This window comes from Nannocystis sp. (assembly GCF_016714285.1).
In the GTDB taxonomy this organism is placed as follows: domain Bacteria; phylum Myxococcota_A; class Polyangia; order Nannocystales; family Nannocystaceae; genus Nannocystis.
In genome coordinates, this window is record NZ_JADJNN010000038.1 from 127,541 (window position 1) to 152,671 (window position 25,131).

Sequence of the window (25,131 nt, forward strand, 5' to 3'; positions counted from 1 at the left end):
GGGCAGGCTGATTCGATGAATCCGCTTGGACTTCGCTTCACGCAGGCCGGGAGCTCGCTCGCGCCGCCCGATGTGGCTGCCTTTGCGCGGGTAGATCCGGGGCTGTTGCGCGAGCAGGAGGCGGATCACGACGATCGTTCGCCGCTCGCGGATCTGGTCGCGGCGGGGATCGTCGCCACGCGGCTGCGGATGATCGTGGACGACGAGCCGGCGGCGCTGCGCGGGCCGGTGTTCGTCACGCTGCGCAGCACGCCGATCCCCGCGGTCCGGCGCGTGGAACCCGAGGGGCCAGCGGTCGCGGGGTTCGTGCTGGCGGACCGGGTGTATGGTCACTTCGCGTGGCCGCGGGCGCGTGGTCCGGCGCTGGTGCTGGCGGCCTGTCTGCCGCTGGCGCTGCCGGACGTGGCGCAGGCGCAGGTGGCGGGATCGGCGAAGGGGCGCAGCGTGGTGGAGCCGGTGAGCGTTGTGCCACCGACGCTGGCGGGGTCGGCGAAGGGGCGCAGCGTGGTGGTGGAGCCGGCGAGCGTCGTGCCACCGGCGCCGGCGCCGGCTCCGGCTTTGGCTCCGGCGCAGCCGTCGATCGCCAGCGAGGCGTCGGTGGTGCCGCCGCCGGTGGTCGGCCCGACGCCGGCGCCGCGGATCGCCAGCGCGGCGGCTCAGCTGGAGACGATCTTGCAGGCGATGAAGGGCCGCGAGGCGGTGGTGTACGCGGCGGGTGCGAAGGTGACGGGCCTGATCATCGGGGTCGACGGCGACTTCGTGACGATCATCGACGCCGAGCGCGACGGCAAGATCGCCCTGATCCCGAAGCTGCAGATCGTCGAGGTGCGCGGCCGGATGGCCGTGCAGCCGAGCGACCTGCCGACCGGCACCGGCAACCTGGTGGCCGGCGGCATCCTGGTCGGCGTGGGCGCGCCGTTGATGCTCTCGGGGCTGGTCTTCCTCGGCATCACGCCCTCGTATCTGTTCATCTACTTGCCGCAGATCCTCCCGGCCGGGGTGATGCTCGGCGTGGGCATCCCGAACCTGGTCATCGGCATGCGCAAGCGACGGGCCTACCAGGCGGCGAGTCGGGGCTCGCGCCTCAGCGAGCGCCTGACGCCGGCGGTCAACCGCACGCCGCACGGCAGCTGGACCGGCGGGCTGCGGCTGCAGTTCTAGTCTCGGTCACGGCCTCACGGCCGTATCACCGCGGGGCCCCGTGCACGCGGTTCGGCGGCGCCTAGAACACCATGAAGCCGATGAACAGGCCGAACTGCGGCCGCGGGACGCCCTCAAAGGCCCCGCCGAGGCGCATCTGGCCGCCGAACACGCCCTTGACCCGCGAGCCCTCGCGCGCGGAGAAGATGTAGCCGAGCTTGCCCTCGCCCTCGATGCCGATCAGGTAGGTCTGCCACATCACGGCGCCGCCGCCGAGCGCGTAGTAGAGGCGGCCCTTGCGGCCGCCGAAGCCCTGGGCCATCAGCGCGTGGCGGTGGAAGAAGACCGGGCCGAAGAACTCGATGGCGTCGGTGTTGTCGAAGTGGTCCGCGATGACCTGCGCTTCGCCGAAGTAGGCGTCCGCGCCACCGACGCTGAGGGTGAGCTGGTAGCCGAGGGCGGTGTTCCAGTCCTTGCCGAAGTTGCTGCGGCGCGGGCGGAGGTTGGTGCCGAGGAAGAACGAGAAGTCGCCGGAGGGGATCGGCCAGAGGCCGAAGTTGAGGGTGTAGAAGTTGGAGAAGACGAGGCGGCGGTACTTGATCGCGTCGAAGCTGGCGGTGCCCTCGGGGCCCGCGAGCGGCGTCGCGGGCACGGGTGCGGCGTTCGGCAGGTACCAGTCGGGCGGCGGCGTGCTGGGCGGTGGCGTGGGCTCGGCGGCCACGGGCGCGGGCGCGACGACCGGCTCGGGTGCGTTGCCGACGACGGGCGATGGGCTCGGGGCGGCGACGGGGGTCGCTGGGGCGGGGCTCGGGGCGGGGGTCGGGGCGGCGGGGGCCGGGGTGGCGGGGCTCGAGGTCGGCGTGGCGGGTGCCGCTTGCAGCAGCGCGAGCGTGAGGGTGGCGACCATTGTGAGCGGCATGGAGAGTCCGGCGATCATCGCTCGGTGGCTCAGCTTTCGGCCAGCACGATCACCTGATCTGCGCGTGAGAGGCGGAGCCGCGTCGATTTGCGCGGGTTGACGATGATGCCGTGGTTGGGGTCGTCCGGGGTCGGGCGCGCGAGGCGAATGCCGATCACGACCTCGCCCCGACGGACGCCGGACTGCACGAGGGTGTGGAGGTCGAGCTCGCGGTCCAGGGCGACGTAGTTGGCGGCGGGGCGGAGGTAGATCTCGGCGCCCTCGGGGTCGAAGAGCTCGGCGAACACCGCCGAGAGCTCGGCGTTCTCGGCCAGCTGGGCGAGCAGCAGGCCGATGAAGCGGTCGCTGATGATGAAGTCGTCGGCGCGCGCGACCTCGGCGAGGTCGCGGCTCCGGACGTCGCGCATCTCGCTGACGAGCGAGAAAGGGCGAGCGAGGCCAATTGTGAGGTCAGCCGCGATGTCACGCAGGTGGAGCAGGGCGACCAGCACCTGGGCGTCGGCCTCGGTGCTGACCTCGATGCGGTCGTCGGGCAGGACCATGACGTGGTGCCACGCGCGGGGGTCCTGGGCGTCGAGGACGCGGCGGTCGCTGATGTCGCCGACGCGGTGCTCGAGCGTGACGTTGTGGAGTTCGGCGGCGAGCTCGGCGAGCGCGGGTGCGGCGGCGGGGTCGGAGCTGACGACGAGGACCGCGGAGCCGGGGGCGACGTAGGCCGCGATGCCGCGGACGATCGCCGGCACCCGGGTGTTCCAGCCGAGGATGAGGGTGCGCTCGGGGCTGTGGGTGGGGTTGTGGTTGGCGACGATGCAGGCCTCGTCGATGCTGCCGGACCACGGGCGCACGTTGCAGCGGTTGTCGTCGGCGGCGATGAGGATGAGCTTCTCGCCGGTGGCGACGACGCGGTCCATGGCCGGCATGAGCTGGACGCGGCCGTCGACGCCGCGCAGGCCGAGGAGGGTGCAGTCCTCGAACTGGTGGAGCGCGTGGGCGAAGCTGTGGCCGACCAGGGGTGCGGCGTCGACGAAGTAGATCTCGTCGCCGGCGAAGCCGAGGAGCTCGTCGTAGACGACCGAGAGGCCGGACTGCAGGCAGGTCTGGACGGCGATCTTGGCGACCAGGTCGCCGATCTCGAGCACCTCGATGCGGCGCTCGCCGGTGAGGCGGGCGACGGCGAGGTTGCGCGGGTCACGGATCTCGGTGACGACGTGCTGGCTGCGGCCGGGGGCCGGGGCGCAGCGGCCGACGGCGAGGAGGGTGCGGATGACCTGGGTGTCGTCGCGGGCGGCCTCGGGGGCGAGCACGACGATCGAGCGGGCGTGCTCGGGGGCGACCAGGTGGAGGGTGCCGGGGTCCGTTGGGTCGCCGGCGCGGACGACCACGCGGGTGCGGCCGGTGCCGCGGAGCTGGGCGCGCAGGGCCTGGTCCATCCACAGCTTGTCGAGGTCGGCGTAGATCACGATGCAGCCGCCCTTGTGGCTCTGGTTGGCGGCCGCGAGCTCGCTGACGATCGTGAAGATCTGGCGCGACCAGCCGAGCACGAGGGTGTGGCCCTGCTCGAGCACGCGGGAGTGGCCGCGGCGCAGGGCGTCGAAGCGCTGGGCGACGCTGGCGACCAGCACGGCGACGAGGCTGCCGACCAGGAGGATGCCGCCGACGGTGGCGATCATCATGAGTGTCTGCCAGCCGCGGCTGCCCTCGTCGCCGGTGATCGTGCCGGGGTCGATCGCGTGCATCAGGGTGGTCCACAGCAGGGCGAGGAAGCCGAGCGTGACGCCGTCGGCGTCGGCCGGGACCTCGCCGCAAAGGATCACCAGCAGGGACACCGCGAGCACGGCGGCGAGGGCCATGATCAGGTGCCAGAGGATCAGGGCCCAGGCGCCGCGCGACATCAGGGCGTCGAAGCGGTAGCGGAAGCGGTCGCCGAGCGTGGGTGGCGTGGGCGTGGACATGGGACGTGGCTGTCTCTCGGGCCAGATGGTGGCGACCGCGTCAGCCGGCGCTGAGGACGACGACGGGGCAGTGGGCGTTCTTGAGCATGCTCTCGACGCGGTGGCCGAAGAAGGCGCGGGCCGAGACGGCGCGGAGGGAGCTGCCGATGACGATGAGGTCGTAGTTGCCGTCGCGGGCGAGCTTGAGGATGAGCTCCTCGGGGCGGGCGCCGTCGTGGACCTCGGTGGTGATGGAGGCGCCGAACTTGCGGCCGCGCTCGGCCTCGCGGGCGACGATCTGGTCGCCGAGCTCGCGGGGCCTCGCGCTGTCGACGTCGTTGGCGTCGGTGCGGGAGATGTGGACGATCGTCAGCTCGGCCTGGGTGCTGGCGGCGAGCACGGCGGCGAGCTCGACGGCGTTCTTGCTGTACTCGGTGCCGACGGTGGGGACCAGGATCTTCTTGGGCACCCAGACGCGGTACGGTGGCGGTTTGCCGTCGCCGGGGGTCGGGGGTTCGCGGACGATGAGGCAGGGGCAGGGGGCCTTGCGGACGACCTCGTCGACGATGCCGCCGAGCAGGGTCTCGGAGCCGATGGCGCGGCGGTTCTCGCCGAGGACGATGAGCTCGTAGTCGCGTTCGGCCTCGGCGAGGACCTGCTCGGCGGGGTGGGTGTCGGAGATGAGCTTGAGCTCGGGGCGTGAGCCCTTGAGCAGGCGCAGCGGCCGGCGGATGCGCTCGAGGGCCAGCTGTCCGAGCTTCGCGTAACGGCGGGTGCGGCGGCTCCAGATCTGCCACCAGGCGGCGTGCACGGCCTGCGGGCGGGCGTAGATGGCGGTGCACTCGATCGGCTGCTCGTGGCTGAGGTAGCCGACGATCTGGGCCGGGAGATCGACCGAGTGGGCGCTGCGGGTGACGATCATGACGCGGCGGATCTGGCGGATGAAGCTGCTGGCGTTGACGGCTTCGGTCTCGAGGCGGCGGGCCTCGGTGTCGCCCATCTTCACCTTGCCGAGGCACCAGCGCAGCATCGGCGGGGCCATGAGCGAGGTGACGATCGCGACCATGACGATGATCGAGTACATCTCGACGGTGAGGATGCCGAGGCCGAGGCCGACGGTGGCGACGACGATCTCCATGGCGCCGCGGGCGTTCATGCCGAAGCCCATGGCGAGGCGCTCCCAGTGCGGCAGGCCGGCCGCCCAGGCGCCGACATAGACGCCGCCGATCTTGCAGGCGCAGGCGATGGCGAGGACGATGAGGCCGATGGTGGCGACCTCGGGGGTGGCGACGCGGGCGAGGTCGACCTTGACGCCGGCTGAGGCGAAGAAGATCGGGGCGAGGAAGCTCGCGGTGGTCATCTCGAGGGTATGGGCGACCTCTTTGCGGAAGCGCGGGGCCTGACCGACGAGGATGCCGACGGCGAAGGCGCCGAGGACGGCCTCGATGCCCATCTGGTGGGTGAGCGCGGCGCAGCCGAAGGCGAGCGCGACGATCAGGGACATCTGCGTGTTGGCGCCGCCGATCCGCTTGTCGACGCCGGAGATGATCTTGGAGAAGATCGGCACGCCGATGGTCAGCATCAGGCCGAGGAACAGGAGGGCGCCGCCGATCGCCTGGCCGATCGAGACGGGGTCGATCGCGCCGGCGGTGGCGAGGCCCGCGACCACCGAGAGCATGATCCAGCCGACCGTGTCGTCGGTCATTGCCGAGGCGAGGATGAGCTGGCCGATGTCGCGGCGGATGAGCTTGAGGTCCATGAGGACCTTGGCGATCACCGGGACCGCGCAGATGCTCATCGACACGGCCATGAACAGTGCGAACACGAGGCGCTGGTCGGTATCGGCGAGGTAGGCCTCGGGCACGAGGAAGCCGAAGGTGATGCCGGCGGCCATCGGGATGGAGATGCCGAAGCTCGAGACGATGAGGGCGTATTTTCCGCGGCGCTTGATCAGGCCGATGTCGGTCTCGAAGCCGGTGACGAGGATGAGGAACAGGACGCCGAGCCAGGACACGACGGAGAGCAGGTCGGCCTGGCTCTGGATCGGCGGGAACACGTACTGCTGGATGTGCGGCGCGAGGGCGCCGAGCACGGAGGGGCCGAGGACGACGCCGGCGATCAGCTCGCCGATGACGGGGGGTTGACCGAGCTTGCGCATGAGCTCGCCGAGCAGGCGGGCGGTGAACAGGAGCACCGCGATCTGCAGCAGCAGCAGGAACACCGCATGGTGCGGGAGCGACTTGAGCACGGTCGGCGCGGCCTGAAGCGCCGGGGCGGCGTCGGCGAGCAGGGCGAGTGCGGAGGCTGCGAGGGTCATGGGGTCTCGGGGGTTAGAGCATGTTGCGCCAGCGGAGGTCGAGGGTGACGGGGCCGACGGCGGCGTTGCGGAGCTGGAGGTGGCCGTCGGCGTGGGGGCAGGGTTCGACCAGTTTGCGGCGCAGGAGGTCGTCGATCTCGGGGGCGGCGCCGTGGCCGAGGAGGCGGAGGGTGGCGAGGATCTGGGCCTCGGTGAGGGCGCCGTGCTGGACCAGGGTGGCGAGCACGAGGCGCTGGGCGAGGCTCAGCTGGGTGAGGGCGCCGCCGCGGCGGCGGGGCAGGGGGCGGACGACGATCTCGGTGTGGGTCTGGGCGTCGATGCGGGCGGCGATCTGCCAGAACTGGAGGGCCTGCTGGAGGTTGCCGCCGGTCATGCGGCCGAGCTGGGCGAACCACTCCTCGCCGGGGTCGGGGAGCAGGTCGGAGCGGGTGAAGGGGGCGCGCAGGCGCTGGAGGACGGGGGCGCGGCGGGCCCGGAAGCGCAGGCCGAAGCCGCTGACGCGGTGGCGGGCGCGGACCATGCCCTCGAGGAAGGTCGCGGACTCGGGTTCGAGGCGGACGACCTCGCCGAAGTAGAGCGGGAGGCGCAGGCAGGTGTCGAGCAGGGCCGCGGTCGGTTTGACCATCAGGACGATCCACAGGATCGCGTCGTCGGTGGCGCGGATGAGGTCGAGGAAGGACTGCACGCGGGCGAGGCCCTCGGGGGTGCGCAGGAACAGCTGCTCGCTGTTCTCGAGCACGATCGCCTGGCGCTGGCCGAGCGCGCGCAGGGCCTGGGCGAGCTCGTGGAAGCTCTCGGCCGGGGCGGCGCCGGTGGCCTCGCACACGCCGGCGCACAGGCGGGGCTCGCTGGCGAGGTGGGGGCCGAGCGGGAGCCAGCGGACGGGGAGCTCGCCGTGGAGCTCGGCGCGCACGCGGTTGACGAGGGTGCGCTTGCCGGCGCCGCGGTCCCCGACGACGAGCAGCGCGGCTCGTTCGCCGCGGCGGGGCTGTCCCGAGAGCCAGGTCTCGAAGACGCGGCGGCAGGCGAGCTCGAGCTTGCGGCGGGGTTGATAGAGGTCGGCGAGGCCGAGCGGGATCTCGCCGAACAGGCGGCGGTAGAGGGCGGGGAGGCGGTCGTCGGGGATCGCGTCGCTGGCGATGGCGAGGTCCCAGTAGCCGAGGCGGGGCTGGTCGTCGCGGAGGACGCCGCGGAGGTCCTGGACCAGCTCGCGGACCAGCGGGGTGGCCTTGCCGTACAGCTCGCGGGTGTTGCGGGCGAGCGCGCCGAGGCTGGTGCCCGACCACCACGAGGGCTGGGCGCGCTGGGCCCTGGCGGCGAGGGCCTGGCTGATCTCCTCGGGCCGGTGGGCGCGCAGGGGGGCCAGCGCGTCGTCCATGTGGTCCGCGCTGGTGGCGATGAACCAGCGGTAGATGCGGGCGACGTCGCGGTCCAGGCGCTCGGCGAGCTGCTGGACCAGGCGCACGCCGTGGCCGAGGCCGGTGCGCGCCGACTCGTCGCGGTGCTCGGCGACGCGGCCGTCCTCGACGATGAAGAGGTGGTAGTCGAGCACGGTCTCGATGCGCTCGAGCTCGCTGGTGGCGCCGTCGACGGCGGTGGCGATGCGGGCGCTGAAGTCGATGAGGGTGGTCTGGAGGGCGGGTTGCAGGGTCTCGCGCAGCCAGCGGCGCAGGGGGACTTCGACGTGGGCGACCGGGAGGGTGGCGGCGATGGTCGAGTCCTCGGGGTGGATGTCGAGGTCTAGCTGTTCGGGCTGGCGGGCGAGGGTCGCGTCGATCTCGTCGCGCAGCGAGGCGAGGGCGCTGCCGTCGCGGAAGGCTGCTCCGGAGGCGCGCAGGGTGCCGCGGGCGCGGTGCAGGGCGGGGCGGATGTCCTGCTCGAGGGCGGACTTCCAGCCGCGGGCCTCGGGCGGGCGCGCGGGGAGGGGCTCGCTGTGGAGGTTGGTGCGGCGCGGGCGGGCCTCGGGGCCGAGGAAGGCGAGGTAGAGCGAGTCGTCCTCGCCGGGGCTGGTGTTGGTGAGGGCGCTGGCATCGGCATCGGCGAGCAGGCCGGTGGTGGTGCCTGGGGGCGGCTGCAGGGTCGCGGGTGTGAGCGCGGGCGGGCCGGCGACCTGGGCGGCGGCCTGGAGGGTCGCGGAGACCTGCTCCAGCTGCTGCGCACAGGCGCCGTGCAGGCGATCGTCGACGAGCTTGTCGACGCGGTCCTGGAGACCAGCGAACCACTGGGCCAAGCGGACGGCCTGCGGGTCGAGGATCACGCGGGGCAGGATAACAGGCCGTGCTCCGTTCGTTGTGGGGGCAAGGAACCACGCAAGCGGGGCGTGTGGTTGACTTTCGCGCGTCGCGGCGCATAGCGGACCTGCGCGACTCGCCGGGCTCGACGCGCGTGGGTCTTCAGGCCGGGGTCAGGTACTGGACGCTGAACAGCTGCTCGCGGTCGGTCCAGACCTGGCGGACGTGGAGGCCGGCGGCGGCTGCGAGGGCGGCGAAGCCGGCGAGGGTGTACTTGTGCGAGTGCTCGGTGACGATCGGCTCGCCCTCGCGAAACTCGATGCGCTGGCCGGCGATGTGTACGGCCTGCCGGCGGCGGCTGATGAGCTGCATCTCGATGCGGCCGAATTCGCGGTCGTAGTGGGCGTGGTGGGTGAATTGCTCGACGGCGAAGTCGGCCGCGAGCTCGCGGTTGAGGCGGACCAGGAGGTTCTTATTAAAGGCCGCGGTGACGCCCTGGCTGTCGTTGTAGGCGCGCTCGAGGATGGCGATGTCCTTGCGCAGGTCGACGCCGATGAGCAGGCCGCCGTGGTCGCCGAGGAGGGCGGCGATGTTGGTGAGGAGGGCGACGGCGTCGGGGTCGGGGAAGTTGCCGATCGTCGAGCCGGGGAAGTAGACGATGGTGCGGCGGGCCGAGAGGGTGTGATGGTTCGCGAGGTGGTGTGCGAGGGGGCCCGTGAAGTCGGCGCAGACGGGCTGAACGGGGAGGTCGGGGTACTCTGCCGCGATCGCGTCGGCGGAGGCGCGCAGGAAGTCGCGGGCGATGTCGACGGGGAGGTACGCGGCGGGGCTGCGCAGGTGGTCGAGGAGGACGCGGGTCTTGGTGCTGCTGCCGCTGCCGAGCTCGAGCAGGCGGACGTGGGGGCCGCAGGCGGTGGCCATCTCGGCGGCGTGCTGGCGGGAGATCGCGAGTTCGGTGCGGGTCGGGTAGTACTCGGGGAGGGCGCAGATCTGGTCGAAGAGGTCGGAGCCGAGGTCGTCGTAGAAGTACTTGCAGGGGAGGGTCCTGGCGGGGCGCGTGAGGCCGGCGAGGGCGTCGCGCAGGAGGTCGTCGGCGACCGGGGCGAGGTCGATGAGGGGGAGGGCACGGCGTGTGCGTGGGCTGGTGACGATCGGCAAGATCACCTCGCGAGGCGGATGCCGGAGAACTGCCAGCGCGCCTCCGGGGGGAAGAAGTTGCGGTAGCTGGACCGGATGTGGGCCTGCGGGGTGGCACAGGAGCCGCCGCGCAGGACGATCTGGTTGCACATGAACTTGCCGTTGTACTCGCCGAGGGCGCCGGCTGCGGGGGAGAAGCCGGGGTAGGCGGTGTACGGGCTGGCGGTCCACACCCAGACGTCGCCGAACAGTCGCGGGCGCGGCTGCGGGGCGGGTGTGAGGCGGCCGGACTCGACGAAGTTGCCGGCGATCGGGGCGTCGGCGGCGACGATCTCCCACTCGTGCTCGAGCGGCAGGCGGGCGGCGGACCAGCGGGCGAAGGCGTCGGCCTCGTAGTAGGAGACGTGGCAGACGGGGGCCTCGGGGTCGATCGGCTGCTCGCCGTGGAGGGTGAATCGGGTCCTGAGGTCCTCTGACCAGTAGAGCGGGGCGCGCCAGCCGAGGCGCTGCACGGCGTCCCAGCCGTCGGAGAGCCACAGGTCGGGGCGGGTGTAGCCGCCGTCGCGGATGAAGGCGAGGTACTCGGCGTTGCGCACCGGGCGGGTGGCGAGCTCGAAGGGGCGCAGGAGGGTGTGGTGGCGCGGGCCCTCGTTGTCGAAGGCGAAGCCGCGGCCGGCGTGGCCGACCTCGATGATGCCGCCGGGGTGGCGGTGCCAGGCGGGGTCGGCTGGCTCGGGGGACAGGTCGGATGGTCTTTGGGACAGGTCGGCTGGTCTTTTGGACAGGTCGGCTGGTCTTGGGGACAGGTTGTGGTCGGCTGGCTCGGGGGACAGGTCGGCTGGTCTTGGGGACAGGTGGGTCGCAGTGCGGTAGGCGGGGCGCAGGGGGTTGTGGGCGAGCAGGTGCTGGAGGTCGGTGAGGATGAGCTCCTGGTGCTGCTGCTCGTGGTGGCAGCCGAGCAGGACGCGCGCGAGCAGGGCAGGGCCGAGCTCTGGGAGGGCGCGGAGGAGCTGATCGTCGACGTGCTGGCGGTAGCGCAGGACCTCGGCGAGGCTCGGGCGGGTGAGCAGGCCGCGGAGGTGGCGGGCGTGGGGGGAGCCGACGCTCTGGTAGTAGGAGTTGAAGAGGGCGGAGAAGGCCGGGTGGAAGGCGGGGAGGCCGAGCTCGGCGAGGATGAAGGTCTCGAAGAACCAGGTGGTGTGGGCGAGCTGCCACTTGACCGGGCTGGCCTCGGGCATCGACTGGGCCTGCATGTCCTCGGCGGACAGCGGGGCGGCGAGGGCGAGGGTGGCGGCGCGGGTGGCGAGGAACAGCGCCGCGAGGGCGGCGGGGTCGGGCGGTTGCTCGCGCGGGACTGATCGGAGATCGGGCTGCGCGAGCGGGTGGCCGGGCTGGTGATCGGGCCGCTCGTGGGGGTGCTCAGCGCCGGGTTGCGAGCGGCTCGAGGAAGGCGGCGAGCTGCCGGGCTTGGGCGGTGCGGTCATGGTGGACGAGGGCGTAGCGGCGGGCCTGCTGCCCCATGGTCCGGCGGCCAGGGGCCCCAAGCATCGCAAAGGTCCGCAAAGTTGCAACCAGGGCCGCGGGGTCGCCGGGGGTGAAGGCGAGCCCGGCTCCGGCGGCCTCGACGAGGGCCTGGGCCTCGCCGCGGACCCCGAGGAGGACGGGTCGTTGCATCGCCATGGCCTCGAAGATCTTGGAGGGCAGGACGCCGGCGAAGGTCGGGCTGTCGCGCAGGACCACCGCGCTGAGGTCGGCGGCGGCGAGCAGGCCGGGGACCTCGCGGCGGGGGACCGCGGGGAGCAAGTGGACGCGGTCGCCGACGCCGAGCGCGGCGATCTCGGCGGCGAGCGCTGCACGGCCGGCTCCGTCGCCGACGACGACGACGTGGAGCTCGAGCTCGGGCGGGGCGATCGCGGCGGCGCGGGCGAGCAGGCCGACGTCGTGGGCCATGCCGATCGTTCCGCAGAACAGCGCGAGCAGGGCGTGCTCGGGGATGCCGAGCTGCTGGCGGAGTGGGGCCGGGGGCGTGTGCGGGTCGAACAGGTCGAGGTCGGCGCCGTTCTTGATCACGGCGATGTTCGCCGCGGGGACGCCGTGGCCGACGAAGTGGGCGACGAAGCTGTCGGTGACGGAGACGATCGCGGCGGCGCTGCGGTAGAGCGTGTGCTCGAGGCGCCCCAGCGCGCGGATCAGCGGGTGGGTGGCTGCGAGGGCGCCGACGCTGACGATCGACTCGGGCCACAGGTCGCGGACCTCGAGCACGAAGGGGACGCGGCGCAGGCGGGCGAGCGCGAGGCCGGCGAGGCCGGTGAAGATCTGCGGCGAGGTCGCGAGGACGAGGTCGACGGGCGGTAGTTTTGCGAGGCCGAGGGCGAGCTGGGCGGTGGGCATCGCGGCGTAGCCGAGGCCGCGCAGGAGCACGCCACGGTTGGCGGCGGGGAAGGTCGGGACGCGGTGGACGGTGATGCCGTCGACGTGCTCGCGGCGGTACTCGGCGGCGCGGTAGCCGGGGTGGACCACGCCGCGCGGGTGGTTCGGCTGACCGGTGACGACGTGGACCTCGTGGCCGAGCCGCACGAGCGCCCGCGAGAGCTCGTGCACGCGGGCGGCGGGGGCGTTGCTCTCGGGCGGGAAGTAGTGCGAGAGGTAGGCGAGGCGCATCGGTGGTTTGCTTGGGTCGCGGGTGCTCGTGCTGGTGGCGACCCGGGCACGCACGCTGCTGGTGTGCTCGTGCTGGTGGCGACCTGCGGGTCAGTTGGGCCAGTAGCAGGTGCCGCTGGCGCACTCCATGCCGTCGGGGCACTTCTGGCCGTTGAGGCAGTAGAGGACGCAGCCCTTGCCGCCGTTGCCGAACACTTCGGCGCAGGTGGCCGGTGCGTCGCCGGTCTTGGGCGGGGCGAAGCAGTCGCAGTCGTCGACGCAGTCACGGATGCCGCAGACGTTGAAGTTGCCGCTCTGGGGGCTGAGGCAGGTGAGCGAGCCGTTGCCGCCGTTGTCGATGTAGCCGCAGAGGGAGTTGTCGGTGCCGGTCTTGGTCTGGCAGGCGTTCCAGTCGCCGCCGGGGCGGTTGGCGCAGGCGTCGGGAGGGCCGGTGGTGATCGCGTCGGTGGTGGTTGCGGTGGCTTCGCTGGTGGTGGCGGCGGTGGTGGCGGTGGTGGAGTCGTCGCTGTGGGTCGAGGAGGAGCCGTCTGGTTCGGCGGGGCACGCGGTGAGGGAGAGCAGAGTCAGGAGCGCCGAACGGGGCCAGGCCATGGCGCATGCTACCCCGCTGCGTCGAGCGGCGCGGGCGGTGGGTCTGCGGGTGGAGGAGGAGCGGCGCAAGGATTTCCGGGGTGGCCGCGGGCGGAACGGCGGGAGGGGGCTTAGGGTAGGTTCATGCTGCTCTCACGAATCGCCCTCATCACCGTTGGAACGTTGTTTATTGGCTGCGGCGACGCAGGTGGGGGGAGCGGCGACTCGTCGGGGGATACGAGCGCGGGCGCGAGCACGGGTGACACGCCGACGAGTTCGGGCGGCGAGAGCTCGGGCGGCGGTTCGGGCTCGGCGGGGACCGACCCGTTCATGGTCGACCCCATGTGCAGCAGCGGGAAGATGTGGACGCAGGGCAACGTGGAGTCGCCGCACATGCACCCCGGGATGGCGTGCTTGACCTGTCACGCGCAGGTGGAGCCCGACGTGGTGGCCGAGTTTCCGCTCGCGGGCACGGTGTTTCCGACCGGGCACGAGCCGGACGACTGCCTCGGGCTGGATGGTGCGGCTGTGCCGACGCACGTCGAGATCACGACGGCCGATGCGAAGGTGGTGAAGCTGGCGGTGAACAGCTCGGGCAACTTCGTGTACGACGTCAATGAGAGCGGGGCGCTGATGTTCCCGATCACCGCGAAGGTGGTGAAGGGTGACAAGGAGCGGCCGATGTACTCGCCGCAGATGACCGGCGACTGCAACAGCTGCCACACGGAGGATGGCGCCAACGGGGCGCCGGGGCGCATCGTCGAGCCGCTGTGACGGGGCTCGCTCGCGGGCTCAGGGCTTCGCGCTCACGCGGTAGAACGCGGCGGTCGCGTCGTTGATCGTGATCTCGGTGCGCTTGCTCTGGGGGATCTGGAGGTCGCTGGCGAGGGTGGTCCAGGGGCCGTCGGCGCTGTCGCCGGACTCGAGCTGGTAGGTGACGCCGGGGATCAGCTGGTAGGTGGCGATGATCAGCTTGGGGTCCTCCCAGGTGATGACCGCGCCGCGCCAGGGGCGGGCGAGCGGCTCGCCGACGAACACGCCCTCGCCGGGCCAGGCGACGGACTTCCAGTAGGCCTCGATCAGGGTCTCGCCGCGGAAGTAGTGCGGCAGCAGGACACTGGCGACGGAGAACTTGCCGGGGTAGTTGCAGGGCTCGAAGGCGGTGCCGTAGCTGCCAGTGGCGCCGGCCTCGAGCCAGCGGACGATGCTCATCTGGCCGCTCTGGGGGATCTGTCCGCCGTAGGAGGTCAGGTGGTCGGCGACGGCCCCGGGCAGGTAGGTGTTGGTCGCGATCTGCGGGACGTCGGCGAGGCCGGTGAGATAGAAGAGGACGTCGGGTTTGTTCTCGAGGTAGTCGAGGCCGCCGCCGCCGCTGTTGTCGATGTATTGCAGGTCGAGGCCGCCGTCGAAGTCCCAGCTGGATTGGGTGGCCTGCTGGTCGGGCCAGCGGACGCTGCGGGCCTCGTCGGTGGTGCGCACGAAGTAGCCGACGCCGGTGGGGTGGGTGCTGTCGGCTGCGACGCCGCGGTCGATCAGCTTGAAGACATCGTCGGCGGTGACGCCGGCGAGGTGCATGGCCGGGCGGATGCCGAGGTCGGTGAAGGGGGCGAGGGTGGCGTGGTCGTAGAGGCCGCTGGGGGCCGTCTCGCTGCAGGGGTTGCCCTGGGTGCTGCAGAACTTCTTGTCGGCGCCGAGGGCGAGGGCGCTGACGAGGGACTGGCACTCGACCTTGTGCGGGTTGGTCCAGGCGATCGCGAAGGCCTGGATCTGCGGGCTGGCGGCGGCGTCGATCTGGGCCTTGAGGCTGGTGAAGTCGGCGACGCTGAGGGTGTCGGCGGGCGGGAAGCTGAGGGTGATGACGTTGCCGGGCGGGAGCTGGCGCTTGTCGAGGTAGTAAGCGGCGACGGCCATGGCCTGCGGGTCCTGGTCGTTGACGAGGAGGGCGAGCTCTTCGGGCTCGAGGCCAGCGCGCGGGAGGATCACCGTCGGCGGGCCGAGGGGGTCGCCGGTGGTGGTGGCGTCGGTGGTGGCGGTGGTGGTGAGGTCGGTGGTGGCGGGGTCGGTGGTGGTGGCGGCGTCGGTGGTGGTGGTCGGGGGCTCGCCGGTCGGTGCGTCGGTGGTGCTGGTGGGCGCGTCGGTGGTGGCGCTGGTGCCCTCGACAGTGGTGGCCGGGCCGCTGCTGCTGTCGTCGCCGGACTCGTCCGCGGGGCAGGCGGTGAGTGGGAGGAGCAGGAGCAGGGGCAGGCGCGGACGGAGCATGCGCGGCAGGGTATCGCGTCGCGCGGCGCGCTTCGCAGGCGCTTTGCCGGGGTGAGCAGGCCGCAGTCAGCGGTCGTGTGAGACGGGCGCAGGTCCCCGCGGCGATGCAGGGCGCCCCGGGTGCAGGCCGCAGTCAGCTGTCCTGTGGGACAGGCGGGTTAAATGCGGACGCCCGCCGAGGTGGCGGGCGCCTGGGTGTGTGGGTCGGCGATCAGTGGCGCAGCAGCCAGATCCGTCCGCGGGGGCTGCGGACGATCAGGAGCTCGCGGGGGTCGTCGCCGTCCTGCAGCAGGTTCGGGTCGATCACGCGGCGGGGGCCGGGGTGGGGCATCACGCGGGACTCGCCGCGGGCGGCCATGTAGAGGAACGTGGCCATGAGCAGGAGCATGAAGCGGCCGGTGTAGAGGCCGAGGGCGAAGAACAGGGCGGCGCCGACCATGCCGAGGGTGGCGGCGATCTGGGTGGCCCGGATGTGGCCCATGCGGCTGGACAGCGCGGCCCGCAGGACGCGGCCGCCGTCCATCGGGAAGGCGGGCAGCATGTTGAAGACGGCGAGGCCGAGGTTGGTCCAGGCGAGGCTGCCGAGGAAGCTGTCGGGGCTGAGGTCGCCGCCGAGGATCGCGGCGAAGGTGAACAGCACGCCGGCGAGCAGGAAGCTGACGACCGGGCCGGCGAGCGCGACCAGGAGCTCGACCTTCGGGCGCATGTGGCCCTGGTCGAGCTGGGCGACGCCGCCGATCGGGAGCAGCAAGATCTGGCGGGTGTGGATGCCGTACTGGCGGGCGGTGAGGGCGTGGCCCAGCTCGTGCGCGACCACCGAGGCGAACACGGCGATCATGAAGACGACGCCGGCGAGGGCGGCGACGAGGGTGCCCGCGCTGTTGAAGCTGCTCAGGCCCGCCCACAGGAGCACGAGCAGGAACGAGGCGTGGACGCGAGTGTCGATGCCGAAGAGTCGGCCGAGGTTCCAGGACCAGGACATGGCGTCTCAGATTGAACACGGATCGCCGGGGGTCAAGGTCGAGGGCCCAGACGGCGCACGGGGGGGGGGGGGGGGGGGGGGGGGGGGGGGGGGGGGGGGGGGCGGCAGGGGGCCTCAGGCGGGTGGGAGCTGGCCGTGGAAGACGAAGCTGGCCTGGGGGTTGCGGCCGCTGGGGGCCTCGCGAGCGCGGAGTTTCTCGGGCAAGGTGTCGGGGTCGGCGATCGCGCCGACGGCGACGGCGGCCTGGACCTCGTAGATGGCCGGGTCGGCGCCGAGCTCGGTGTAGGCACGAGTGGTGTCGAAGCCGGCCATGGCGTGGCTGTACAGGCCGAGCTTGTGGGCGGCGAGCGCGAGCGACATCCAGGCGGCGCCGAGGTCGAAGGCGGCGGTGCGGTTCGGGCGATCGTTGTGGCTGAAGTTGCGGCGGTTGAAGAGGACCAGCAGGAGCGGGGCCTTGCTGGCCCAGAGTTGGTTGGCCTCGACGAGCAGGCCGGTGATGCGGGCGTGCTCGGGCTCGCCGGCGAGGCCGTAGACGAGGCGCCAGGGCTGCTCGTTGAAGCACGAGGGGGCCCAGCGCATGGCCTCGAACAGGCTCGCGAGTTGGGCCGGCGTGAGGGGATCGGGGCGGAAGGCGCGGGGGGACCAGCGCGCGAGGAACTCGGGGTCGACGTCGGCTTCGGGGGTGCGGGGGTGCGGCATGCGGGCGGGTCAGGGGGCGGGGGGCGGCGGTCAGGGCTTTCAGGTGGGTGCCCCGGGGCGGGGGAACCGGCCCCGGGGGGGGGGGGGGGGGGGGGGGTCGGCGAGGAGCTCGAGGGTGAGGCCGGCGGGTGGGACGGGGGCGGCGAGGCAGCGGCGGGGGAAGGGTTGGTTCATCGCGCTCCAGCCGTGGGCGGGGCTGCAGCTCCACGGGGTGCCAGGGGGGGTGACCAGGCGGAAGCGGCGGCCGCCGGCGGTGCGGCCGTGCCAGACGTTGCCGCGCAGCAGGAGGGCGCAGGTCTCGGGGAAGTAGAGGCGGGTGGTCGCGGGGGCCTCGGGTTCGACGCGGTCCTCGCAGAGCAGTCGGCGGCCGTCCCAGTGCAGGCGGCGGTGGTGGGCGGCGGGGGCCTTGTAGCCGTGGATGCGGGCGCTGAGGAGATCTGTCCCGTAGGACAGGTCGGTGGTGCGGGCGCGGCCGCCGACGCGGTGGCTGGCCCACAGCTCGTGCTGGTCCGGGTCGTGCTCGCCGACGGTGACGGTGCTGTGGGCGCGGGTGCTGCGGGCGTAGTCGCGGGCGAAGCCGGGGGTGTAGGTGCCGACGCCGGCGTCGACGAGGACGCGCTCGCCGTGGAGCGAGAGCTCGAGGGCGAGGCCGTCGGCGTGGATGTGGCCGGGCTGCTGGGCGAGGCCGACGCCGCCGACGTTCCACAGCAGGGTCCAGGGGCCGAAGCGGCGGCGGAACAGGCCGGCGTCGGGGGCGTCGCTGAGCGGGGCCTCGAGGGTGTCGAGGGGGCGGGCGAGGCGGGTGAGGAGGCCCTTTGGGGTGACGGGGGCGTTGCGCTGGGAGTCGTTCCACAGGGCGACGTCGCCGTCGGGGTGGGTGAAGGCGGGGAGGGCGGCGAGCATGCGCTCGAGCGACGCCTCGAGGCGGGCGGCGGCGCCGGGGTGGACGCGGGTGGGGTTCAGGGCGATGACGCCGGCGAGCTGTTCGGCGAGCAGGCAGTGGTACGTGGGGGTGCGTTCGCGATGGACGCCGTCGGGGCCGAGCTGGGCCTCGACGAGGTCGGCGAGGGCGGTGAGGCGCTGGGTCAGGGGTGGTGCGGCGGGGCCGGCGAGGGCGAGGCCGGCGGAGCAGAGGGCGGCGAGGTCGGTCCAGACGTGGTTGCCGTCGAGGTGGTGTTCGACGTGGTGGCGGAGGTGCTCGAGCTGGGCGGCGAGGGATCCGAAGATGCGGCGGCGGGCGGGGGCGTCGAGGTGTGACTCGTGCAGGCCGAGCCAGCCGAGCCAGTGGAGCACGCGCATCGCGGTGGGGTAGGGCTCCCAGCCGATGCCTTCGCGGTGGTGGTCGATCCAGTGCTCGACCTGCGTGCGGGCGCGGGGCAGCGGGAGCAGCGAGAGCCAGCCGTGGTAGTGGAGGGTGTAGAGGTAGAGCGGGTCGGCGTCGGGCTCCCAGCCGTCGACGCAGGGGTCGTGCGGGCCGTGGCCGAGCAGCTGCACGCCCTCGGGGTGGATGATGCCCTCGGGCGAGGGGGGCGGCAGCGGGGTAGCGACGCCGTGCAGGCCCTCGCGGGTGGTGCTGGCGGGGCGCCGGGCCGGGCCGCGGAGGCGACGCAGGCCCTGGTAGATGACCTGACGCGGGGTCAGGTGGACGAGCGTGCGCAGCCAGGTCCCTGGGGTCATGTCCGTTTGTTCATGGCCTTGTGGTCATGTCCCTTGGTTCATGTCCTCTGGTTCATGAGGCCGACGGTGTCGACGACCATGAGGCGCAGCAGGTGGTCGGGGCGGAGGTGGCGGAACTGGCGGTGGGCGACGAGCACGACGACGATGTCGGCGGCGGCGAGGGCCTCGGCGAGGGGGACCAGCGGCGCGCCGGCGATCGGTGAGGTGTGGAGGTGGGGCTCGACGAGCAGGAGCTCGAGGTCGGGGTCGGCGGCGAGGGCCCTGGCGATGTGGAGGGCGGGGCTCTCGCGCAGGTCGTCGATGTCGGGCTTGTAGGCGAGGCCGAGGCAGGCGACCTTGGGCTTTCGCAGGCGGGCCGCGAGGGCGCGCACCTGGGCGATCACGCGGGCGGGGCGCTCGTCGTTGACGCGGCGCGCGGCCTGGATGAGCGCGGTGTGCTGCGGGGCGCTGGCGGCGATGAACCACGGGTCGACGGCGATGCAGTGGCCGCCGACGCCGGGACCGGGGCGCAAGATCTGGACCCGCGGGTGGCGGTTGGCGAGGCGGATCACCTCCCACACGTCGAGGCCGAGGTGGGCGCACACGTTGGCCAGCTCGTTGGCGAAGGCGACGTTGGTGTCGCGGAAGGCGTTTTCGGCGAGCTTGGTCAGCTCGGCCACCTCGGCGCTGCAGCGGTGGACCTGGCCGCGCGCGAAGGCCTCGTAGAACTCGGCGCAGCGGGCGGTGCAGGCGTCCGTGAGGCCGCCGACGAGGCGCTCGTTTTCGACGACCTCGCGCAGGACGGCGCCGGGCAGCACGCGCTCGGGGGCGTGGGCGAGGAAGATGTCGCGGCCGGGGACCAGGCCCCCGCCCTGAAGATTGCCGCACACGATCGGCGCGACGAGGTCGCGCAGGGTGCCGGGCGGGACGGTGGACTCGAGCACGATCAACGCGCCGGGCTCGAGGACCGGGACGATCGCGCGGGCGGCGGCCTCGACGAAGCTGAGGTCGGGGCGGTGGTCGGCGGTGATCGGTGTCGGTACACAGATGAGATAGGTGCGCGCGGGCACCGGCGCTGGCACTGCGCGCAGGGTGCCGGCGGCGACGGCGGCGCGGACGAGGGCGTCGAGCTCGGGCTCGACGATGTGGATCCGCCCGGCGTTGATCGTGTCGAGGATGTCGCGGCGCAGGTCGACGCCGGCGACCCGCTGACCCCGGGTGGCGAGCACCGCGGCGGTCGGCAGACCGACGTAGCCGAGGCCCAGCACGCACACGTCGAACGGCGAAGTTTCCGGGGCGGGGAGCGTGGACAGGGTCACCTTCGTGGCATGCTATCGGCCTGCTGCGATGCCGTCCACCCAGCCCCGCATCCTGATCGTGTTCGGCACCCGCCCGGAGGTGATCAAGCTCTGGCCGGTCTGGCAGGCCCTGCGGGCGCTGCCCGGCTGGCAGGTGACGCTGTGTAACACCGGTCAGCACCGCGAGCTGGTGCCGCCGCTGCTGCGCGACCTTTGCGACGACGCCGGAGGTCGAGCTGGGGGTGATGAACCCGGGGCAGAGCCTGAGCTCGCTGCTGGCCCGCCTGCTCGACGGGCTCGACCCGGTGCTCGACGCGCTGCGCTTCGACTGGGTGGTGGTGCAGGGCGACACGACGACGGCGCTGGCGGGGGCGCTGGCGGCTCATCACCGGCACGTGCCGGTCGCCCACGTGGAGGCGGGGCTGCGCACGCACGACCTGCAGGCGCCGTTCCCCGAGGAGGGCAACCGCCAGCTGATCTCGCGGATAGCGAGCCTGCACCTGGCGCCGACCGAGCTGGCCCGCGCGGCGCTGCTGGGCGAGGGGGTGCCGGCGGGGCTGATCGAGGTGACGGGCAACACGGTGGTCGACGCGGCGCGGCAGATGGCGGCGATGCTGCCGGCCGACGGGGCCCCGCCGGCCGGGTCGGCGACCGAGCTGCTGCGCTTCACCGGCGGGCGCCCGCTCGTACTGATCACCGGACATCGCCGCGAGAGCTTCGAGGGCGGGCTGGTGGCGGTGTGCGAGGGCGTGGCCGAGCTGGCGCGCGCGTACCCGGGGGTCGACTTCGTGTATCCCGTACACCTGAACCCCAGCGTGCAGACGGCGGTGCGTCAGCAGCTCGCGGGGCTCGGCAACGTGCACCTGCTCGAGCCGCTGGACTACCCGGCGGCGATCTGGCTGCTGCGCCGCTGCGTGCTGGTGATCACCGACTCGGGCGGGCTGCAAGAAGAGGCGCCGGAGTTCGCGGCGCCGGTGCTGGTGACCCGCGCGAGCACCGAGCGCGGCGAGGGGCTGACGGCCGGCTGCGCGGAGCTGGTCGGCTATGACCGCGGGCGCCTGGTGGCGGCGGCGCGGCGGCACCTGGACGATCCGGACGGGGCGCGGTGGTCGGGGGCCAACCCCTACGGCGATGGTCAGGCCGCGGCGCGCTGCGTGACGGCGCTGCAGCAGCGGCTGGTCCGGGGAAGGTCGGTGGCGTGAGCGCGAGGTCGGTGGCGTGAGCGCGACGCCGTGGGTGCTGGGGCTCGCGGGGGGGCTGGCGTTCCTGCTGGTGGCGCTCGGCATGCGGCCGGCGATCCGCGGGTGGCAGGCGCTCGGTCGGAAGGACCGCGAGGTCAGCCTGCGCAAGGTGCATGTCGGGGAGATCCCGCGGGTCGGCGGCTTCGTGCTGATGCTGGGCTTCGCGCTGGTGGCGATCCGCGGGCTTGCGGGCACCACCGAGCTGTCGGCGGCGCACGAGTGGTTCTCGCAGAACCCGATCACCGGCGCGGTGCTCGGGGCGCTGATCTGCGGCGGCTTCGGGCTCTACGACGACCTCGTCGGGCTGCGCGCGCGCTACAAGTTATTCGGACAGGTGCTGGCGGCCGCGATCGCGGTGTTCGGCTTCGGGCTGCACTGGCAGGCGCTGGCCGACCTGCTCGGGCCGGCGGGGCTGCTGGCAGATCCGCTGACGGTGCTGTTCTTGGTCGCGGGGGTCAACGCGATCAACCTCAGCGACGGGCTCGACGGGCTCGCGGGCGGCAACGTGGCGCTCGGGCTGTCGGTGGTGGTCGTCGCGGCGCTGAGCCACGGGGCGGCCGCGGTCGCGGTCGGGTGGATCGCCGCGACGGCGCTGGGGGCGGTGCTCGGCTTCCTCGTGCACAACCGGCATCCGGCGCGCGTGTTCATGGGCGACGCGGGCAGCTACTTCCTGGGCTTCTTGCTGCCGGCGCTGCTGCTGCTCGTCCATCCGGTGCGCGAGCGGGTGGCGATCGTCGAGCTGTCGATCCCGCTGATGGCGCTGGCGCTGCCGCTGTTCGACATGACGCTGGCGATCGTCCGCCGGGCGGCGCGCGGGCAGCCGATCTTCGCGCCGGACTGCGATCACATCCACCACCGCCTGCTGGCGCGCGGGCTGCCGCACGCGCGGGTCGTCCAGCTGCTGTGGCTGTCGGCGGCGCTGTTCGTCGGGATCGCCCACCTTAACGTGATCGGCGTCGGCGGCTGGTGGACGCTGACCGGCGCGGTGCTGGCGATGCTGGTGGTCGCGGTGCTGCTCGGCTACCACAACCTGCTGCGCTCGCTGCCGGCGTTCACCGGCGACCACCTGCTCGGGCTGCGCGACCGTCGGCGTCAGGTGATGGAGATCCTGGCGGCGATCGACGGGCTGGCGCAGCAGCAGCAGGACCTCGAGGAGCCGCGCTGGCGCCGGCTGGCGCCCGAGCTGGCGCCGATCCTGGTGCGCCTCGGGGTGCCTGGCTTCGAGGTCCGGCGCGGCGCCGAGGTGGTCGCGCGCGAGGGCGGTGACCAGCATGCCTGGGCCTGGCTCAGCCTGCCGCTGCCCGGCTCGCCCGGGGCCGAGCTGCGGCTCGCGCTCGCGGTGCGCCTGCCCGAGCTGCAGCCGGAGCAGCTGATGCTGCTCGAGCGGGTGGTCGCGGTGCTCGCCGGGGCTGCGCCGGCCCAGCGCTAGAGCTGTCCCTTGGGACAGGTGCGTTGACCGGGTCGGCGTGAGGGCGTAGGGAGGTGGCATGTCGAGCGCGCGCGACGGCTTCGTGGAGGTCGGCAACTACTCGAGCGTCGGCGAGGCAGAGCTGGCGCGCGGGCAGCTGGCGGCGGCGGGCATCTCGGTGCGCCTGGACAACGCGCAGACGCTGGGAGTGCTGCCGATGCACTCGCTGGCGCTCGGCGGCGTGGCGGTGGTGGTGCCGGCCGATGCGGCCGCGCGAGCGCGGGAGATCCTCGGGCTCGGTGACTCCGACGAGGGCACGCAGGAGGAGCAGACCGAGCCGGGCTCGGCGATCGCGCTGCAAGGTCCCGACGCGTGGATGCGGCGGGCCGCGGTGGCGGCGGGCTTCGGCTCGCTGCTGATCCCCGTGGTGCCGACGCTGTACTCGTTGTACCTGCTGGCGAGGTACGGGCGCGGGCTGATGAGCGCGCGCGGGCGCAGGCACCGAACGATCGCCGTGGTGTTCAACGCGATCGCGGTGGCGATCGTGACGCTGGTCGCGACGACCTGTTGATCAGGGCCGCGGGAGGGGCGAGGTCGGCGGCGAAGGGGCCGGGCCCGCGCCGGGGCGGGGGGGGGCCCGCGGGGGGGCGCGGCGCCCGCGCGGGCGGGGGGCGGGGGGCGCGCGCCCGCCCCCCGCCCGCGGCCCCGCGCCGGGCCCCGGGGCGCGGGGGGGGGCCCGCGCGGGGCCCGCGGGGGCCCCCGGGCGGCGGCGGGGCGGCCGCCGCCCCCGCGCGGGGGCGGGGCCGCCGGCGGCGGCGCCCGCCGGCGGCGGCGGGGGGGGGGGCGGGGCGCGGCGCCCCGCGCCGCGGGCCGCGGGGCCGCCGCCCCGCGCGGCCGCGGGCGCCCCCGCGCCCGCCCGCCGCCGCCCGCGGGGGGGGGCGGCCGCCGGCCCGGGGGGCGCGCCGCCGGGGGGGGCCGGCCGGGGGCGGGGCCGGGCCGGGGCCGGGCAACGCCGCGGCGGCGCGCCCCGCGCCGCGGCGCCCCGGCCGCCCCCGCGGCGCGCCGGCCCGGCCGCGCCGGGCGGGCCGGGCGGGGGGGGGGGCGGGCCGGGCGGGGGGGGGGCCGCGGGGGGGGGGCCGGCCGGCGGGGGGGGCCCGGCGGCGGGGGGGGCCGGCCCGGGGGCCGCCGGGCCCGCCCGGGGGCGCCGGGCCGGCCCGCCCCCGGCGCGGGCCGGCCGGCGCGCGGCGGGGCCCGGGGGGGGGGGGCCCGGGGGGGCGCCGGGGGCGGCCCCGGCGCCGGCGGCGGGCGCCGGCGCGGGGGCCGGGGGGCGGGCGCCGCCGGGGGGGGGGGGGGGGGGGGCCGGGGGGCGGCGGCGGGGGCCGCGGGGGCCGGGGGCGCCGGGGCCGCGGGCCGGGGGGCGGGGCGGCGCGCGGCGGCCCCGGGGGGGGGGGCCCCCCGGGCGGGGGCCCCGGCGGGCGGCCCGCCGGGGCCGGCGGGCCCCGCCGCCGCCGGGGGGGGCGGGCGGCGGGGGGGCGCCCGGGCGGGGGGGGGGGCGGGGGGGGGGGGGGGGGGCCGGGGGGCCCCCCGCGGGGGCGGCCGGGGGGGGCGGGGGGGGCCCGGCCGGCGCGGCGCGGGCCGGGGGGCGGCCGCCCCGGGGGGCGGGGGGGGCCGGGGGGCCCGGGGCGGCCCGGCGGGGGGCCGGGCCCGGCGCCGCCCGCGGCCCCGGGGGGGGGGGCGGCCCCCCCGGGGGGGCGCCGGGCCCGGGGGGGGGCCGGCCCGCGGGCGCGGGGCCGCCCGGCCGGGCCGGGGGGGCCGGGCCGGGGGGGGGGGGGGGGCCGGGGGGGGCGGGGGCGGGGGGCGGGGCGGCGGGCGGGGGGGCGGGGGGGGCGGGGGCGGCGGGGCGGGGCCCGGGTCCGCCCGCCGCCCGCGCCGCGGGGCCCCGCCCCGGCCCCGCCGGCGCCCGCCCCCGGCGGGCCCCCCCCCCGGGGGCCCCCCGGGGGGCGGGCCCGCGGGGCCCCGGCGGGGGGGGGGGCGCCCCCTGGGGGGCCCGGGGCGGGGGGGGCCGCCCCGGGGGCCCGAAGCGCGGGCGGCGGGGGCGGCCGGGGCGTCCGTCTCGGCCGGGGGCCGGGGCCCCCGGGCGGGGGGCGGGGCGCCCCCCCGGGAACCGGGCCCGGCGGGCCGGCGGCCGCGGGCGGGGCGGGATGTTGGACTTGCCGGAGCCGTTCTCGCCGATGAAGACGTTGACGCGGCCGAGCTCGAGCTCGAGGTGGTCGATGCTCTTGAAGTTCTCGATCGTGATCTTGCGGATCACGGGGTCGGCTCCGCGGGCGGGGCGGGGGCCTGGCCGGCTTTCACTTGCTCGACGATCTCCGGCAGCGTGTAGCCGGTCTCCAGCTGGGCGGCGATCCACGTGGCGCGTTCGACGGCCCATCCCGGCCAGCGGCTGTGTACGCCGCCGCGGCCGCGGCTGATGATCGTGGGGCCTGGCAAAAGCTCCATCTTACACCAGCGGCGCAGCGTGTCGCGGTGAACTTCACCGGCCGCGGCCGACACCTCCTGCGTCGTGGCGAAGGGCGAGGGCTTGGCGGGTGGCTTGGTGCGGCCGGACGACATGCAGGGCGGGGCACGATATCCGAAGTCAGGTCCGAAGTCAGGTCTGAAGGCCAGCCCGGATCTGCGGCG

At 74.4% G+C, this 25,131-nt stretch carries 20 protein-coding genes; 5 read left to right on the plus strand and 15 right to left on the minus strand.

Going from position 1 to position 25,131, the window contains the following annotated elements; all coding sequences use genetic code 11:
- Window positions 1-15 precede the first annotated feature (15 nt).
- A complete protein-coding gene (locus tag IPJ59_RS34085) occupies window positions 16-1,161 on the plus strand; it encodes a hypothetical protein (RefSeq protein ID WP_293275454.1) in 1,146 nt (381 codons plus the stop codon).
- Between the two features lie 61 nt (window positions 1,162-1,222).
- Here the strand turns inward: IPJ59_RS34085 and IPJ59_RS34090 are convergent, their stop codons facing one another.
- The 8 genes from IPJ59_RS34090 to IPJ59_RS34125 form a co-directional block, all read right to left on the minus strand.
- Window positions 1,223-2,059, minus strand: a complete 837-nt coding sequence (locus IPJ59_RS34090; RefSeq protein ID WP_293246512.1) for a hypothetical protein — start codon at window positions 2,057-2,059, stop codon at window positions 1,223-1,225.
- 29 nt (window positions 2,060-2,088) lie between these two features.
- On the minus strand, window positions 2,089-4,011 hold the full coding sequence (locus IPJ59_RS34095) for a CASTOR/POLLUX-related putative ion channel (RefSeq protein ID WP_293275455.1): 1,923 nt from the start codon (window positions 4,009-4,011) through the stop codon (window positions 2,089-2,091).
- Between the two features lie 40 nt (window positions 4,012-4,051).
- Window positions 4,052-6,307: a cation:proton antiporter domain-containing protein gene (locus tag IPJ59_RS34100; protein WP_293275456.1), complete on the minus strand. Its 2,256-nt coding sequence runs from the start codon at window positions 6,305-6,307 to the stop codon at window positions 4,052-4,054.
- Between the two features lie 13 nt (window positions 6,308-6,320).
- Window positions 6,321-8,564 (minus strand): P-loop NTPase family protein, encoded by a 2,244-nt coding sequence (locus tag IPJ59_RS34105; protein WP_293246520.1) that lies wholly within the window; start codon window positions 8,562-8,564, stop codon window positions 6,321-6,323.
- Between the two features lie 136 nt (window positions 8,565-8,700).
- Window positions 8,701-9,702, minus strand: a complete 1,002-nt coding sequence (egtD, locus tag IPJ59_RS34110) for an L-histidine N(alpha)-methyltransferase (RefSeq protein ID WP_293275457.1) — start codon at window positions 9,700-9,702, stop codon at window positions 8,701-8,703.
- Window positions 9,699-11,159: an ergothioneine biosynthesis protein EgtB gene (gene egtB / locus IPJ59_RS34115; protein WP_293275458.1), complete on the minus strand. Its 1,461-nt coding sequence runs from the start codon at window positions 11,157-11,159 to the stop codon at window positions 9,699-9,701. The genes egtD and egtB overlap by 4 nt, the downstream gene beginning before the upstream one ends.
- A complete protein-coding gene (locus IPJ59_RS34120) occupies window positions 11,095-12,390 on the minus strand; it encodes a glycosyltransferase family 4 protein (protein ID WP_293275459.1) in 1,296 nt (431 codons plus the stop codon). The genes egtB and IPJ59_RS34120 overlap by 65 nt, the downstream gene beginning before the upstream one ends.
- A 36-nt stretch (window positions 12,391-12,426) precedes the next feature.
- The gene (locus tag IPJ59_RS34125; RefSeq protein WP_293246528.1) at window positions 12,427-12,927 is read right to left on the minus strand and encodes a hypothetical protein; all 501 of its coding nucleotides are present in this window, start codon (window positions 12,925-12,927) and stop codon (window positions 12,427-12,429) included.
- 123 nt (window positions 12,928-13,050) lie between these two features.
- Here IPJ59_RS34125 and IPJ59_RS34130 point away from each other — a divergent pair, with 123 nt between their 5' ends.
- Complete coding sequence (locus IPJ59_RS34130; protein WP_293246531.1) at window positions 13,051-13,680, plus strand: hypothetical protein; 630 nt, start codon at window positions 13,051-13,053, stop codon at window positions 13,678-13,680.
- 18 nt (window positions 13,681-13,698) lie between these two features.
- Here the strand turns inward: IPJ59_RS34130 and IPJ59_RS34135 are convergent, their stop codons facing one another.
- The 5 genes from IPJ59_RS34135 to wecC all read right to left on the minus strand — a co-directional run bounded on the left by IPJ59_RS34135 (window position 13,699) and on the right by wecC (window position 19,821).
- Window positions 13,699-15,165: a TIGR03790 family protein gene (locus tag IPJ59_RS34135; protein ID WP_293246533.1), complete on the minus strand. Its 1,467-nt coding sequence runs from the start codon at window positions 15,163-15,165 to the stop codon at window positions 13,699-13,701.
- A gap of 211 nt (window positions 15,166-15,376) precedes the next feature.
- Window positions 15,377-16,147 (minus strand): site-2 protease family protein, encoded by a 771-nt coding sequence (locus tag IPJ59_RS34140; protein WP_293275460.1) that lies wholly within the window; start codon window positions 16,145-16,147, stop codon window positions 15,377-15,379.
- A gap of 114 nt (window positions 16,148-16,261) precedes the next feature.
- Window positions 16,262-16,846, minus strand: a complete 585-nt coding sequence (locus IPJ59_RS34145) for a nitroreductase family protein (protein WP_293275461.1) — start codon at window positions 16,844-16,846, stop codon at window positions 16,262-16,264.
- Between the two features lie 39 nt (window positions 16,847-16,885).
- Complete coding sequence (locus IPJ59_RS34150) at window positions 16,886-18,523, minus strand: heparinase II/III family protein (protein ID WP_293275462.1); 1,638 nt, start codon at window positions 18,521-18,523, stop codon at window positions 16,886-16,888.
- A gap of 38 nt (window positions 18,524-18,561) precedes the next feature.
- Window positions 18,562-19,821 carry a UDP-N-acetyl-D-mannosamine dehydrogenase gene (gene wecC / locus IPJ59_RS34155; protein WP_293275463.1) on the minus strand — a complete coding sequence of 420 codons (1,260 nt, stop codon included), beginning with the start codon at window positions 19,819-19,821 and terminating at the stop codon, window positions 18,562-18,564.
- A gap of 224 nt (window positions 19,822-20,045) precedes the next feature.
- Between wecC and wecB the strand changes: the two genes are divergently transcribed.
- From wecB to IPJ59_RS34170, 3 genes are read left to right on the plus strand one after another with little or no spacing between them, the layout of a single operon-like run.
- On the plus strand, window positions 20,046-21,002 hold the full coding sequence (wecB, locus tag IPJ59_RS34160) for a non-hydrolyzing UDP-N-acetylglucosamine 2-epimerase (RefSeq protein ID WP_366524753.1): 957 nt from the start codon (window positions 20,046-20,048) through the stop codon (window positions 21,000-21,002).
- A gap of 16 nt (window positions 21,003-21,018) precedes the next feature.
- Window positions 21,019-22,470 carry an MraY family glycosyltransferase gene (locus IPJ59_RS34165; protein ID WP_293275464.1) on the plus strand — a complete coding sequence of 484 codons (1,452 nt, stop codon included), beginning with the start codon at window positions 21,019-21,021 and terminating at the stop codon, window positions 22,468-22,470.
- A gap of 58 nt (window positions 22,471-22,528) precedes the next feature.
- Window positions 22,529-23,020 carry a DUF2007 domain-containing protein gene (locus IPJ59_RS34170; RefSeq protein ID WP_293275465.1) on the plus strand — a complete coding sequence of 164 codons (492 nt, stop codon included), beginning with the start codon at window positions 22,529-22,531 and terminating at the stop codon, window positions 23,018-23,020.
- Here the strand turns inward: IPJ59_RS34170 and IPJ59_RS38495 are convergent, their stop codons facing one another.
- Both IPJ59_RS38495 and IPJ59_RS34175 read right to left on the minus strand, forming a co-directional pair.
- Window positions 23,021-24,859, minus strand: a complete 1,839-nt coding sequence (locus IPJ59_RS38495; protein WP_366524758.1) for an AAA family ATPase — start codon at window positions 24,857-24,859, stop codon at window positions 23,021-23,023.
- Window positions 24,757-25,062, minus strand: coding sequence for a MerR family transcriptional regulator (locus tag IPJ59_RS34175; protein WP_293246553.1), 306 nt, complete (start codon window positions 25,060-25,062; stop codon window positions 24,757-24,759). The genes IPJ59_RS38495 and IPJ59_RS34175 overlap by 103 nt, the downstream gene beginning before the upstream one ends.
- Window positions 25,063-25,131 lie beyond the last annotated feature (69 nt).